The 13,075-nt window shown below is 72.9% G+C and carries 12 protein-coding genes; 3 read left to right on the top strand and 9 right to left on the bottom strand.

All coding sequences use genetic code 11. From position 1 onward, the window contains the following. Nucleotides 1-6 precede the first annotated feature (6 nt). The 4 genes from ACNAVT_RS26250 to ACNAVT_RS26265 form a co-directional block, all read right to left on the bottom strand. Entirely contained in the window at nucleotides 7-801 is a 795-nt protein-coding gene (locus ACNAVT_RS26250) for an ABC transporter permease (protein WP_416299992.1), read from the bottom strand. Then, complete coding sequence (locus tag ACNAVT_RS26255) at nucleotides 798-1,598, bottom strand: ABC transporter permease (protein ID WP_416299993.1); 801 nt, start codon at nucleotides 1,596-1,598, stop codon at nucleotides 798-800. The genes ACNAVT_RS26250 and ACNAVT_RS26255 overlap by 4 nt, the downstream gene beginning before the upstream one ends. Beyond that, nucleotides 1,591-2,559, bottom strand: a complete 969-nt coding sequence (locus tag ACNAVT_RS26260; protein WP_416299995.1) for an ABC transporter ATP-binding protein — start codon at nucleotides 2,557-2,559, stop codon at nucleotides 1,591-1,593. The genes ACNAVT_RS26255 and ACNAVT_RS26260 overlap by 8 nt, the downstream gene beginning before the upstream one ends. Nucleotides 2,560-2,634: 75 nt before the next feature. Next, a complete protein-coding gene (locus tag ACNAVT_RS26265) occupies nucleotides 2,635-3,447 on the bottom strand; it encodes an SAM-dependent methyltransferase (RefSeq protein ID WP_416299997.1) in 813 nt (270 codons plus the stop codon). Here ACNAVT_RS26265 and ACNAVT_RS26270 point away from each other — a divergent pair. Further along, nucleotides 3,422-4,282: an IS607 family transposase gene (locus ACNAVT_RS26270; RefSeq protein WP_416299999.1), complete on the top strand. Its 861-nt coding sequence runs from the start codon at nucleotides 3,422-3,424 to the stop codon at nucleotides 4,280-4,282. The genes ACNAVT_RS26265 and ACNAVT_RS26270 overlap by 26 nt on opposite strands. A 9-nt stretch (nucleotides 4,283-4,291) precedes the next feature. Here the strand turns inward: ACNAVT_RS26270 and ACNAVT_RS26275 are convergent, their stop codons facing one another. From ACNAVT_RS26275 to ACNAVT_RS26290, 4 genes are read right to left on the bottom strand one after another with little or no spacing between them, the layout of a single operon-like run. Next, on the bottom strand, nucleotides 4,292-5,071 hold the full coding sequence (locus ACNAVT_RS26275) for a nucleotidyltransferase domain-containing protein (RefSeq protein ID WP_416300000.1): 780 nt from the start codon (nucleotides 5,069-5,071) through the stop codon (nucleotides 4,292-4,294). A gap of 32 nt (nucleotides 5,072-5,103) precedes the next feature. Next, the gene (locus ACNAVT_RS26280) at nucleotides 5,104-6,150 is read right to left on the bottom strand and encodes an ABC transporter ATP-binding protein (protein WP_416300001.1); all 1,047 of its coding nucleotides are present in this window, start codon (nucleotides 6,148-6,150) and stop codon (nucleotides 5,104-5,106) included. Then, nucleotides 6,147-7,658 (bottom strand): ABC transporter permease, encoded by a 1,512-nt coding sequence (locus ACNAVT_RS26285; RefSeq protein ID WP_416300042.1) that lies wholly within the window; start codon nucleotides 7,656-7,658, stop codon nucleotides 6,147-6,149. Before ACNAVT_RS26285 ends, ACNAVT_RS26280 begins: the two co-directional genes overlap by 4 nt. Nucleotides 7,659-7,714: 56 nt before the next feature. After that, the gene (locus ACNAVT_RS26290; RefSeq protein ID WP_416300003.1) at nucleotides 7,715-8,752 is read right to left on the bottom strand and encodes an iron ABC transporter substrate-binding protein; all 1,038 of its coding nucleotides are present in this window, start codon (nucleotides 8,750-8,752) and stop codon (nucleotides 7,715-7,717) included. A gap of 83 nt (nucleotides 8,753-8,835) precedes the next feature. Here ACNAVT_RS26290 and ACNAVT_RS26295 point away from each other — a divergent pair, with 83 nt between their 5' ends. Together ACNAVT_RS26295 and ACNAVT_RS26300 are read left to right on the top strand one after the other, a co-directional pair. After that, nucleotides 8,836-11,475 carry an AMP-binding protein gene (locus tag ACNAVT_RS26295; RefSeq protein WP_416300005.1) on the top strand — a complete coding sequence of 880 codons (2,640 nt, stop codon included), beginning with the start codon at nucleotides 8,836-8,838 and terminating at the stop codon, nucleotides 11,473-11,475. Nucleotides 11,476-11,489: 14 nt separating this feature from the next. Beyond that, nucleotides 11,490-12,008 carry a hypothetical protein gene (locus ACNAVT_RS26300; protein WP_416300007.1) on the top strand — a complete coding sequence of 173 codons (519 nt, stop codon included), beginning with the start codon at nucleotides 11,490-11,492 and terminating at the stop codon, nucleotides 12,006-12,008. A 45-nt stretch (nucleotides 12,009-12,053) separates the two neighbouring features. Here ACNAVT_RS26300 and ACNAVT_RS26305 read toward each other — a convergent pair whose 3' ends face one another. Continuing rightward, on the bottom strand, nucleotides 12,054-12,983 hold the full coding sequence (locus ACNAVT_RS26305; RefSeq protein WP_416300009.1) for a diacylglycerol/lipid kinase family protein: 930 nt from the start codon (nucleotides 12,981-12,983) through the stop codon (nucleotides 12,054-12,056). Nucleotides 12,984-13,075: the final 92 nt, after the last annotated feature.

Consider the following 13,075-nt stretch of genomic DNA (forward strand, 5'->3'; position numbering starts at 1 on the left):
ATATCCCTACGCGCTGGCGCCGGCGTAGGAGCGCAGCGAGCGGCGCCAGGCCAGGGTGGCCAGCAGGACCGCGCCGGCCGCCACCACCGGGGCGAGCAGCAGCAGGTACGCGTCGAGCCGGCCGAGCAGCGCCGCGGCGGGGTACGTGGTGAGGAAGGCGACCGGCACGATGGTCAGGATGGCCTGCGCGGGGTTGCGGTACAGATCCACCGGGAAGCGGGACAGCTCGACGAAGGCGAAGGAGACCCGGCCGAGCTCCTCGGCGGCCACCAGCACCACCGCGAGCGCCATCAGCGCCACGGTCAGGGCGTACATCAGCAGGATCGCGCAGGCCAACAGCAGCAGGAACGAGGCCAGCGCGGCCACCGACACGCCGTGGCCGGACAGGACGATCCCGACGGTGGCCAGGGCCAGGCCCAGCACCGGGTCGAGCAGGTTGTTGACCTGCACCTGCCGCAGGCTCACCAGCAGCTGCGCGTCGAACGGCTTGGTGAGCAGGAAGTCGAGGGTGCCGCGGCGCACGTAGTCGGTCATCCGCTCCAGGTTGGGTTGCAGAAGCGCCTGGCGAAGGCCGTTGAGCGCGAAGAACAGGCCGATGACGACGAGCACCTCGGCGTGGGCCCAGCCGGCCACGGAGCCGGTGAACCGGAAGTAGACCGATGCGCCGAGCGCCGCCCACACCATCCAGAAGGTGCTGAGCGCGACGTTGGAGACGAAGTTGAACCGGTATTCCACCTCGCTGGCCACCGCCGCCCGCCAGCAGATGCCCAGGATGCGCGCGTGCCGCGCCCACCGGCTCACCCTGCCACCGCCTGGTAGCGACGTACGCCGTGCCGCCAGACGAGCCGGTACAGCAGGGCGAACGCGGCGAGCCAGCCGAGCCCGACGGCGAAGCCGACCGCGGTCTGCCGCGCGTCGAGCCGGCCCATCAGCAGCTCCACCGGAAAGCCCATCGCGGTACGGAACGGCAGCACCATCGCGGCCGCACGCAGCCAGTCCGGCATGAGCGCCAGGGGCGCGACCCAGCCCGAGGCGAACGAGCCGAGGCCCCACCACAGCAGCCACACGTGGGACGTCTGGGTGCTCCAGAATCCGATCAACGCGAACGTCGACGCCATGAGCAGGCTGACCGCGTACGCCAGTGCCAGCGCGGCGGCGACGGCGGCGAGCCGGACGGGGTCGGCCGAGTAGGTCAGGCCCGGCACGAGCAGCGCGGCGAGCGCCAGCGCCGGCGCCAGCACGGTCAGGAACACCAGCCGGTGGCCGAGGTCGGCGGTGGCGTACTGGTGGAAGGGATGCACCGGGCGCAGCAGCCGCACGGACAGGTCGCCGCTGCGCATGTCCGCGTCCCACTGCCACACCACGTGGTCGCCCGCGAGGTTCCACATCAGCGTCGCCGCCGCGTAGTAGGACAGGAAGTCACCGGTGGTCCAGCCCGCCGGTGGGCCGCCCTCGGCGACGACGGTGAGCCACACCGCCATCGTCAGCAGCGGGAAGAAGCTGGTGGCCAACGACAGCGCGACCCGGCCCCGGTAGGTCGCCGCCACCAGCGCCGCGCTGCGCACCAGCGGGGGGTACGCGGTGAGGACGTCACGCATGGGCGAAGACCGCCCGGATGATGTCCTCCACCGGCGGGTCCTCGATCGCGACGTCCTCGACCGGCAGGGTGGTCAGCAGCCGGGCCGCGATCGCGGCCGTCTCGGCGCGCGGCACCTTCAGGGTGACCACGGCGCCGTCGACCGACGACACCTCGCCGAGGCCCACCCAGGTTTCCGCCGGTACGGCCTGGCGCAGGGTGACCCGGACCAGCCGGTGCGGCGAGTTGGCCTCGACCAGCGCGGCGAGGTCGCCGTCGAAGCGCAGCGCGCCGTGGTCGATGACCAGCACCCGGCGGGCCAGCGCGGTCACGTCCCCCATGTAGTGGCTGGTCAGCAGGACGGTGGCACCGTAACGGGCGTTGTAGTCGCCCAGGAACGTACGCACCGCCGCCTGGCCGTTGACGTCCAGACCGAGCGTCGGCTCGTCGAGGAACAGCACGTCCGGTCGGTGCAGCAGCGCGCCGGCCAGCTCGCAGCGCATCCGCTCACCGAGACTGAGCACCCGGACCTGCTTGTTCAGCAGCGGCTCGAGGTCGAGCAGCGTGACCAGTTCGTCGAGCGCCGACCGGTACGGGCCCTCGGCGAGGCCGTAGATGGCCCGGTTGACCTCGAAGGCGTCGGCGGCGGGCAGATCCCAGAACAGGGAGTTGCGCTGGCCCATGACCAGCGAGATCCGGCGCAGGAACGCGGACTCCCGACGATGTGGGGTGTGCCCGAGCACCCGTACGGTGCCGGCGGTGGGGTGCAGCAGACCGGTCAGGCACTTCAGGGTGGTGGTCTTTCCGGCGCCGTTCGGGCCGAGGAAGCCGACGACCTCGCCCTCGGGGATCGTGAAGCTGACGTGCTCGACCGCGCGGACGGTGACGTGTTCGCGCCGGACCAGGGAGCGGAGCGCGGCACGCAGCCCGGGTTGTCGCCGGTGCACCCGGTAGTGCTTGGCCAGATCGCGCACCTCGAGCATGAGCCGACCCTACTGGCAAGACACCCGGGATCGGCATCGAGTTTTCGGCATCGCGCCTGGGCGTCCGGCCCCACGTCAGCCGTTCTTGCGGCCCACCGCGCAATACTCCGAGGTGGGGGTGGTGTCGTTGCCGTCCGGACGCCACCGGGAACAGGTGATCAGGCCGGGTTCGAGCAGTTCGAGCCCTTCGAAGTACCGGCCGATCGCCGCCGGGGTCCGGATGGCCATCTGCGCGGCGCCGCCCTCGTTCCACATTGCCAGCGCCCGGTCGACCGCCTCCGGGTTGACCTCCCGGGTCGGGTGCGAAAGGACCAGGTAGCTGCCAACCGGTACCGCGTCGACCAGCCGGCGGACGATGCGGATCGCCTCCTCGTCGTCGACGATGAAGTTGACGACGCCGAGCAGCATGACGGCGATCGGCTGATCGAAGTCCAGCGTGCGGCGGGCCTCGGCCAGGATCACCTCCGGGTCGTGCAGGTCCGCCTCGATGTAGTTGGTGGCGCCCTCGGGGCTGCTGGTCAGCAGGGCCCGGGCGTGCACCAGCACCATCGGATCGTTGTCGACGTAGACGATGCGCGACTCCGGCACGGTGGCCTGGGCGACCTCGTGGGTGTTGTTGGCCGTCGGCAGCCCGGTGCCGACGTCGAGGAACTGCCGAACGCCGGCCTCACCGGCGAGATGGCGGACCGCGCGGCCGAGGAACTCGCGATTGAACCGGGCCGACTGGACGAGTTCCGGCAGGAACGCGAGGACCTGCTCGGCGGCCTGGCGGTCGGCGGCGAAGTTGTCCTTGCCGCCGAGAAGGTAGTTCCACAAGCGGGCCGAGTGCGGGACGCTGGTGTCCAGCGCGTCGGCGCGCACCGTGGCGGTCAAGGGCTTCTCGCTCACCGATGCTCCTTTGTGTCCGGCGGTTCCGGCCAGCGTAGGTGCCCCTACCCCCTACGGCAACGCCGATCGGCCGGTCGGCGGGCGCCGCTGGTCAACCCTGCCGCAGGGCCGGCATCGGCACCGGGACGGCCAGCGCGGTAGCCCCGGCGCCGGCGCAGCGCTCGCCAAGGACAGGTTGGCCCGGCTCGGTTTTGATTTCCTGGAGCATGTGGCGGTCCGTAGCGGCTGCGAGATCATCGTAGCCAATCAGGAGGCCTTGTCTCCGCAGCAGGAGTTGGTTGAGGATTTGTTCGCCGTTGTCCATTCCTTCTCGTGTCGGCTGGACGGTCTGCGACGTTACGACGAGGAGCTCAAAAGGGGCGGACCTGGCTGCGGGAGATGGTCGGTGAAGGTCACTCGCATCGCGTACTCGACCGGCCTGAATCCGGGTAAGTACGGCGTGTTGGTGGAGCAGGCCCGCCGGTTGGGCCGGGTGCGCAGTGAGGTGTGGCAGCGTTACGGGTCGATTTACGGTGTCGGGTCCGGGCTGAAGGACCGACAGGTGCGGGACCGGTGGCTGGCCGACGGCACGCACGTGCGGTTCGGTGTGTTGGCGAATGCGTGGAAGGAAACCGTCCGCGATGCGATCGGCGACATTGCGGCGAACCGGGAGGCGGCCAAGGTTCAGGTACGGCGGGCCATCGCCCGGCGCACGAACGATTCGGTCGAGCTGAAGCGGATGTTCACCGCGCTGAAGGCCGACCGGTGGGCTGCCGACCCGTTCCTGGCGCGACAGATGCGCCAGCATTGGAAACGCGGGAAGAACGCACACATGATCACCCCCTGCTTGCAGTAGACTGTCGAGTCACGTCAATGTGCGCCCGACAATCTCGTCGAGAATCCGGCGCTGTAAGGCACGTGCCTCGAGGCCGCTCGGCGACGGACCGCCCTGACGGGCCGCGATCGCCCGCCCGATCAGGTCGACGTCCTCGCCACGTGCGGCGACCCGCCGCCCGGCGTCCACCTTGGCCAGCCAGACCCCCTCCCGGAAACGGACCAGCGAACGGCAGGCACCCAGCACGGCGTCCTCCGCTCCGGGCGCCGGGCCGTCGCCGGGTGGGGTCGGTAGCGCCAGCCACCAGCCCAGTGCCGCGACCAGCAGGCGGCGCAGGTCCTGCGGCGTGGGATCGGCGAAGACGTCGGCGGCGGGTGGGCCGAGCAGGCTCAGCCCGGCCTGGCGCAGGATGCTGCGGTCGAGGGCGTACCAGAACTGCCCGTCGGCGGCGGGCCGGTCGGCCGGGTCGTGGGTGGCGCGGAACGGCATGGTCGCACCGGTGTTGAGTTCGACCTCGAAGCCCGGTTCGGGGGTGCCGGAGGCGGCCACGTCCCGCCGGTAGGCGACCAGTTCCAGGCCGCGCGCCGGGCAGGGCAGGGCCTCGTGCCGCAGCCGGTCCACCAGCGTCCGCTTCACCACCGCGTCGAGCGGCCGGTCGACCACCAGCGCCACGTCCACGTCGCTGCGCCCCGGCTGGTACGCGCCCAGCCCCACCGACCCGGCCGCGTACGCCCCGACCAGGTTGTCGTCGAGCACCGCCCGGGCCCGGTCGACGAGCTCGGCCAGATACCCGCGTACGTCGTCGTCCATGACGGCATCCTGCCCGTCGCCGCGGCGGACGCTCAGGCCGACCCGGCGTACGCGCGGACCTGCCCGCGGACCGTCACCCCGACCTGGGCGCCGGCGGGCAGCGCGCCGCCCTCGTCGAGGGTCCGCGCGGTGAGCAGGGTGCCGTCGGCCAGCCGCAGGGTGGTCAGCGCGTCGTGCCCGTGGAAGTCCTGCCGGACGACCGTCGCGGCCGAAGCGCCGGCAGGCCCGCCGACCGGGGCGAGCCGGAGCTGCTCGGGGCGGATGAGCACGGTGGCGGCCCCGCCGGTGGCCGGGCCGCGCAGCGGCAACCGGCCGAGTGGGGTGACCGCCACGTCGGCGTCAACGGTGCCCGGCAGCAGCACGGCGTCGCCGACGAAGCCGGCCACCCACGGGTTCGCGGGGTTGCGGTACACCTCGGCCGGGGTGCCACACTGGACGATCCGGCCGGCGTGCATCACCGCCACGGCGTCGGCCATGGACAGGGCCTCCCCCTGGTCGTGGGTGACCAGCACGGCGGTCGCCCCGTCGGCGCGCAGCGCCTGGCGGACATCGGCGCGCAGCTCGGTGCGCAGCTGGGCGTCGAGGGCGCTGAACGGCTCGTCAAGCAGCACCAGCGGCGGGCGGGGGGCCAGGGCCCGGGCCACTGCCACCCGCTGCTGCTGACCGCCGGAGAGCTGGTGCGGCATCCGAGCGCCGTACCCGGCGAGCCCGACCAGGGCCAGCACCTCCTCGACCCGGCCGCCGCGCCGGTCGGCCCGGTCCAGGCCGTAGCCGACGTTGTCGGTGACGGACAGGTGCGGGAAGAGCGCGCCGTCCTGCGGCACGACCACCACCCCGCGGCGGTGCGGCGGCACGTGGGCCCGGTCCCCGGCGAGCTGCCGCCCGGCCACGGTGACCACGCCGGAATCGACCCGTTCGAAGCCGGCGAGGCAGCGCAGCAGGGTGGTCTTGCCGCAGCCGGACGGGCCGAGCACGGCGAGCAGGTCACCTCGGGTGACGTCGAGGTCGACGCCGGCCAGCGCCGCCACCGACCCGTACGACTTGGTCACCCCGGCCAGGGTCACCATGTTGTCGGTCATCGGGCACCTCCGGTGAGTCCGGTTCGGACGGCGAGCAGCCAGGTCGGCACGGCGGCGAGCGCCACCAGGATCGCGGCGTACGGGGCGGCGGCCGCGTACGACGCGGTGTTGGTGTGGCTCCACAGCTCGGTGGCCAGGGTGTCCATTCCGGTCGGGCGCAACAGCAGGGTGGCCGGGAGCTCCTTCATGCAGGTGAGGAACGTCAGCGCGGCACCGGCGCCGATCCCGGGCAGGGTCAACGGCAGGGTGACCGTGCGGAACACCGTGAACGGACCGCGTCCGAGGGACCGGGCGGCCTCTTCGACGGCCGGCGGGCTCTGCGCGGCCGCGGAGGCCACCGCGCCGACGGCCAGCGGCAGGAAGAGCGTCGCGTACGCCAGGGCGAGCAGCCAGGCGCTCTGGTAGAGCGGGTACGCCACGTTGACCGCGAAGAACACCAGGGACAGACCGATGACCACGCCGGGCAGGGCGTGCGCCACGTAGGTGAGCCGGTCCAGGACGGTGGCGACCGGTCCCGGGGCACGGGCGGTGAGCAGCCCCAGCGGCAGGGCGAGCAGCATGGTCAGCGCGGCGCCGGCGAGGGAGACCGACAGCGACGCGCCGGCCGCGGCCGCGACCTCGGCGAGGGAGCCGGGACGCGACACCCCGGCCGTGAGCCACCGGGCCAGCCCGGCGGCCGGCACGCCGAGGGCGAGCAGGTTCACCGCGAGCAGGCCGAGCAGCGCCGGCGTGCGCCACCGGGCCAGCCGCAGCCGTACGGGGGGCCGGACGGTCGTGCTGGCGTACCGGGCGTCGCGGGTGCGGGTGGACAGCTCGGCCCCGATCAGCAGGACGGTGAGCACCACCAGCACGGTGGAGAGCACCAGCGCGCCGGTGCGGTCGAAGCCGAGGTTGAACGCGGTGAAGATGGCCCGGGTGAAGGTGTCGACCCGGACGATGGAGACCGCACCGAAGTCGCTGAGCACGTACAGGGCGACCAGCAGCGCGCCGGCGGCGACGGCCGGGCGGATCTGCCGCAGGGTCACCCCGAACAGGGTGGCCCACGGTCCCTTCCCGAGTGACCGGGACACCTCCTCCTGGCCGGGATCCGTCCGGTTGAGCGCGGCGACCGCGGGCAGGAAGACGTACGGGTAGGAGCAGAGGGTGAGCAGCAGTGCGGCGGCCCAGAAGCCCTCGAAGCCGGTGACGGTGGCGGTCCAGGCGAAGCCGGCCACGTAGGTGGGGACGGCCAGCGGCAGCGCGGCGAGGACGCCGAAGACCCGCCGGCCGGGCAGGTCGGTGCGGGTCACCAGGAGTGCGGTGGCGACGCCGAGCACGGTGCAGGCGGCGGTGACCACGGCGGCGAGGGCGAGGCTGCGCCCGGCCAGCACGGCCACCCGCGCGGTGAACAGCTCGGCGGCGATCCGGTCGCCACCCGCCTCGGCGGCCCGTACGGTGAGGTAGACCAGCGGCAGTAGGGCGACCGCGACGGCGGCGGCCGAGGCGGCGGTGAGCGCCGGGCGGCGGATGAGTCGGCGCGGCGACCGCCGGGTGGATGCCCGACGGTCACCGGCCAGGACGGTGCTCAGGCCAGCCCCGTTTCCTTGATCATGGCAACGGTGGCCTCGAGGGTGTCGAGGTCGTTGAGGTCGATCTTCGGTGCCTCGAGGTTGGCGAGCTGCGGCAGGCCGGCCGCGGCGGGCACCCCGGCCACCAGGGGGTACTCGAAGGTCTGCGTGGCGAAGTAGGTCTGCGCCTCGGTGCCGAGCAGGTAGTCGACCAGCGCCCGGGCGTCCGGGTCCGTCCCGGCCCGCTCCAGCACGCCGACGCCGGCCGCGTTCACCAGGCCACCGGTGTCGCCGTCCGGGAAGAAGTGCAGCTTCGCCTTCAGCACGTCGGGGCTGCCGCCGCGCTCCTTGGCCAGTTCGTAGACGTAGTAGTGGTTGACCAGGCCGACCGCGAGGGTGCCGGCGTCGATGTCGGCGACGATCTGGACGTTGCCCTCCCGGACCTGCGGCTGGTTGGCCTTGAGCCCGGTGAGGAACTCACGGGCCTTGGCGTCGCCGTGCTGCACCCGCAGGGCGGTGACGAAGGCCTGGAACGAGCCGTTGGTGGGCGCGAGGCCGATCTTGCCCCGCCACTTCGGATCGGTCAGCTCGAACACGCTCTTCGGCAGCTCGGCGGCGCGGACCTGGTCGGCGTTGTAGGCCAGGACGCGGGACCGGCCGCTGAGGCCGACCCACCGACCGTCGGCGTCGCGGTACGCGGCCGGGACCCGGTCGAGCTGCTCGGTGGGCAGCGTGGCGAAGAGCCCGGCCTTGCCGACCGCGCCGAGCGCACCCGCGTCCTGGGCGAAGAACGCGTCGGCGGGGCTGCGCTTGCCCTCCTCCAGCAGCTGCGCGGCCATCTGCGAGGTGGTGCCGTAGCGGACGTCGACGGTGATGCCGGTGGCCTTCTCGAACTTCTCCAGCACCGGCTTGACCAGGGCTTCGCTGCGACCACTGTAGACGGTGAGCCGCTTGTCGCCGGGCTTGCCCGGGTCGGTGTCGGAGCCGCCACAGGCGGTCAGGGACAACAGGCCGGCCAGGGTGCTGGCCAGGACGAGACTGAGACGCTTTCGCACAGGTAAGGCTTACCTTACTCGCCCCCGTCGATGCAAACCACCCCCCGTCGAAAATTAGGTGAGGCTCCCCTAATCTGTCCGCCATGCGCGCCCTCCCCGACACCGGACCGGCGCCGTTCGTCCGCGCCCTGGCCGAGCACGGCGACCGGCCGGCAGTGATCACCGCCGACGGCCGGCTCAGCTACACCGAGCTGGCCGAGCAGGTCGGCGAACTGGCCGCCCGGCTCGGCACGGCCCGCCGGCTGGTGCTGCTGGCCGGCGCGAACCGGGTCGACGAACTGGTCGCGTACCTGGCGTCGCTGGCCGGCGGACACCCCGTGCTGCTGGTCCCCGGAGACCAGCACGCCGCGACCACCGAACTGACCCGCGCATACGACCCGGACGTGGTGATCCACCGCGTCGACGGGGAACTCGTCGTGCACGAGCGGCGTCCCGGCAGCCGCCACGAACTGCATCCCGAGCTGGCCCTGCTGCTCAGCACCTCCGGATCGACCGGCTCCCCCAAGCTGGTCCGGCTGTCGTCGGCGAACCTGCAGGCCAACGCCGAAGCGATCGCCGAGTACCTGGGCATCCGCGACAGCGACCGGGCCGCCACCACGCTGCCGCTGCACTACTGCTACGGCCTGTCGGTGGTGAACAGCCATCTGCTGCGCGGCGCGGCGCTGATCCTCACCGGGCTGTCGGTCGCCGACCGCTGCTTCTGGGAGCTGTTCCGGGCCGAGCACGGCACCACCCTGGCCGGCGTGCCGTACACCTTCGACCTGCTGGACCAGGTCGGCTTCGACCGGATGCGCCTGCCCCACCTGCGCTACCTCACCCAGGCCGGCGGCCGGCTCGACCCGGAACGGGTGGCCCGGTACGCCGCCCTCGGCCGCCGCCACGGCTGGCGGTTCTTCGTCATGTACGGCCAGACCGAGGCCACCGCCCGGATGGCCTACCTGCCGCCCGAGCTGGCCGAACACCGACCGGAAACGATCGGGGTGCCGATCCCCGGCGGATCGTTGCGACTGCGCCCGCTGCCGGATCGACCCGAGCCGGACAGCGGCGAGCTGGTCTACACCGGCCCCAACGTGATGCTCGGCTACGCCGAACGGCCGAGCCACCTGGCCCTCGGCCGCACCGTCACCGAGCTGCGCACCGGGGACGTGGCCCGGCGCGGGCCGGACGGGCTCTACGAGATCGTCGGACGGGCCGGCGAGTTCGCGAAGATCTTCGGCCTGCGGGTCGACCCGCGGCGCGTGGAGGAACAGCTTCGCCGGGCGGGCGTCGAGGCGTACTGCGCCGGGACGGACCGCGAGCTGGTGGTGGCCGCGACCGGCGACCACCACCCCGACCGGGTGCGGCGCCTGGCCGCCGCTGCGTCGGGACTGCCGGCCCGTGCGGTCCGCGCGTACGTGCTGGCCGAGCTGCCCCGCCTGGACAACGGCAAGCCGGACCTGGCGGCTGTGCGCGCCCTCGCCGCGCCGCGCACGGCCGTGACCACGCCCCACGGAGCCGGCCCGGACCAGCTCTGCGCGCTCTACGCCGAACTGCTCGACCAGCCCGAGGTCCGTCCCGACCAGAGCTTCGTCGACCTGGGCGGCGACTCGCTTTCCTACGTCGAGGCATCCGTCCGCCTGCAGGAAATCCTTGGCGACCTGCCCCCCGACTGGCACACCACCCCCATCCGGGAGCTGGCCCGACCGGCGCCGGCCCGGCCGACCCGACGTCGGGTGCTGGAGACCGGCGTGGCCCTGCGGGCGCTGGCGATCGTCGTCATCGTCGGCTCACACATCCCGGTCTTCACGATCAAGGGCGGGGCGCACCTGCTGCTCGCCGTCGCCGGGTTCAACTTCGCCCGCTTCCAGCTCACCACCGCGCCCCGGCGGGAGCGGGTACGCGCCGCCGTACGCGCGAGCGGCCGGATCGTGCTGCCGTCGATGGTCTGGATCGCCCTGGCCGGTGTGGTCACCGGCGACTACACGCTCGCCAACGTGCTGCTGCTCAACAGCGTCCTCGGCCCGCACGACGGGGCGACCGAGTGGCAGTTCTGGTTCATCGAGGCGCTGGTCTACCTCCTCCTGGCGGCCACCGCGCTGATCGCCGTGCCGGCGGTGGACCGGATCGAACGCCGCTACCCGTTCGGGCTGCCGCTGGCGCTCGTCCTGCTCTGCCTGGTCACCCGCTACGACCTGCCCGGTCTGGCCACCCGCGGGCACGTGCCGGGCGCGGTGGTGATCTGCTGGCTCTTCGCGCTGGGCTGGGCGGCCGCCAGGGCGCGACGGACCGCGCAGCGATTGGTCGTCACCGCCGCCGCCGCGCTCACCGTGCCCGGCTTCTTCGACCAGCCCTACCGGGAGGCGTTCATCGTCGCCGGCTTCGCCCTGCTGGTCTGGGTGCCGCAGCTGCCCAGCCTGCCGGTCGTCAACCGGGCGACCGCCGTACTGGCCAGCAGCTCGCTCTGGATCTACCTGACCCACTGGCAGGTGATGCCGCTGATTGGGCCGTGGTCACGGGAGCTGGCGCTGGTCGCCTCGCTCGCCGTCGGGATCGGCTGCGCCTCGGCGGTACGCGGGCTGTCCCGGAGCCTGGCTCGCAGGCTGCCCCGGGGCGGGTCCGGCGGTAACGACAGGATGCTGTCCCTCGCCGACATCCACTTCGCCAGCCGGCCCGCACCGCCCCTCTCGGCGTGGCCGTGCCGGCCGGGGCGGGATACCAGGGCAGCGCGGGAGGGCGCCGTGTGATCTCATACCTGCCGATGACGACACCGGACACCTCCGCCACCGATCCCGACACCGCCACGGCCATGCCGCCGCAGGTGCGCCGCATGATCGCGCTCATGCTCGCCAACCTGGCCCTGAGCGCCCTGCTCGCCGTCCTGATGCTGGTCTTCCAGGAGCAGTTGCTCGACTACGAGGTCGCGCACCTCGACCTGCCCGCCGGCACCAACCTGGCCGCCGCCCGAGAGGCGCTGCGCGCCTCGGCGTGGTCCCGCGTGCTACCCGTGGCGCTGATCGCACTCGGCTACCTGTGGGTGATCCGCGGGCTGCAGCGCGGCCAGCGAAAGGCATACCGCCAGGTGGTCGTCATCTCGGTGATCGTGCTGCTCGTTTCCGGCCTGGCCCTGCTCCAGCCGTTGCCCTGGTGGGTGCGGGCGATCAACGTCGCCAAGGCGCTCGTGGTGGTCGCGCTCCTCTTCCTGGCCAGCCGCCCCCAGGTCCGCAGCCGGTTCGCCGCGACCAGCCGACCCGGCATGGTCGACCGCTTCTCGTCCTGATCTCCCGGCCGCCGCCGCGCCTGCTGCACCTGCACGCTGAAATGTTCACAAGGCGGGACAGCAGACCGTCAGCGCCCCGGATACGGCCCTCACCTTCAGCCGCTCCGCCGTGCCCCGCGCGCCGCCGTCCAGCTCGTACGTCTTCGGCGCGGCGAAGCGCACCCGGACCTTGCGGCCGCGGGTGACGCGCACGAACGGTGAGTCCTCGGAGCGCCCGGCGGCCATCCGGCCCAGCGTCCGTGCCCAGTCGACCGCGCCGCTGGCCGTGGACACGCCGATCTCCAGGGCTCCGTCGTCAGGACGGGCGTCATCGAAGGCGGGGATGCCGCCGGTGATCGTGCCGACGTTGCCGAAGAGCACGCAGCTCGCCTCGCCGTCGAACCAGTCGGCGCCGTCCACCCGGATCCGGGTGCGGACCAGGTCGCCACGCACGTGCCGCAGCGCGGTCCAGACGTACGCGAGGCGGCCCAACCTGCCCTTGAGCCTGCGGTCGGCATCGCGGATCAGGTCGCCGTCGAAGCCCGCGCCGGCCATCACGGCGAAGTGCTCCCCGTTGAGCCGGCCCAGGTCCAGCTTGCGCCGCCGGCCGTGCAGGGCGATCCGGACCGCCTCGGACAGGTCGGCGGGGATACCCAGGTTACTGGCGAAGAGGTTGGCGGTGCCGGCGGGCAGGATGGCCATCGGCACGTCCGATCCGGCCAACGCGTCGGCGCAGCGCTGCACCGTCCCGTCGCCGCCCCACACCAGGACCAGCTCGGCACCCTGGTCGAGCGCCTTGCGTACCTTCCTCGGCGCCTTGCGGCTCTTCGGCACCTCGTACCAGAGGAGCCGGCCGACCCCCGCGGCGACCAGGCTGGCCCGCAGCTCGTCGAGGCCGCCGCCGAGGGTCTTCTTCCGGTGGGCGACGACCGCGACGACGCCGGCCGGCCTGGTGGGCGGGGCGACAGCGGGGTGGCCGGCGGTGCTCGTGGTCATGGCCCCGGTGGTACCCAACGGCCGGAGCGCCCATGCCTGCCGGCGGGGAAGTCCGATTTCGATCCGCGGCGGACTGTGATCGGCCGACCGCA

The sequence above is a fragment of the Micromonospora sp. SL4-19 genome, from assembly GCF_047921475.1.
In the GTDB taxonomy this organism is placed as follows: Bacteria; Actinomycetota; Actinomycetes; order Mycobacteriales; family Micromonosporaceae; genus Micromonospora.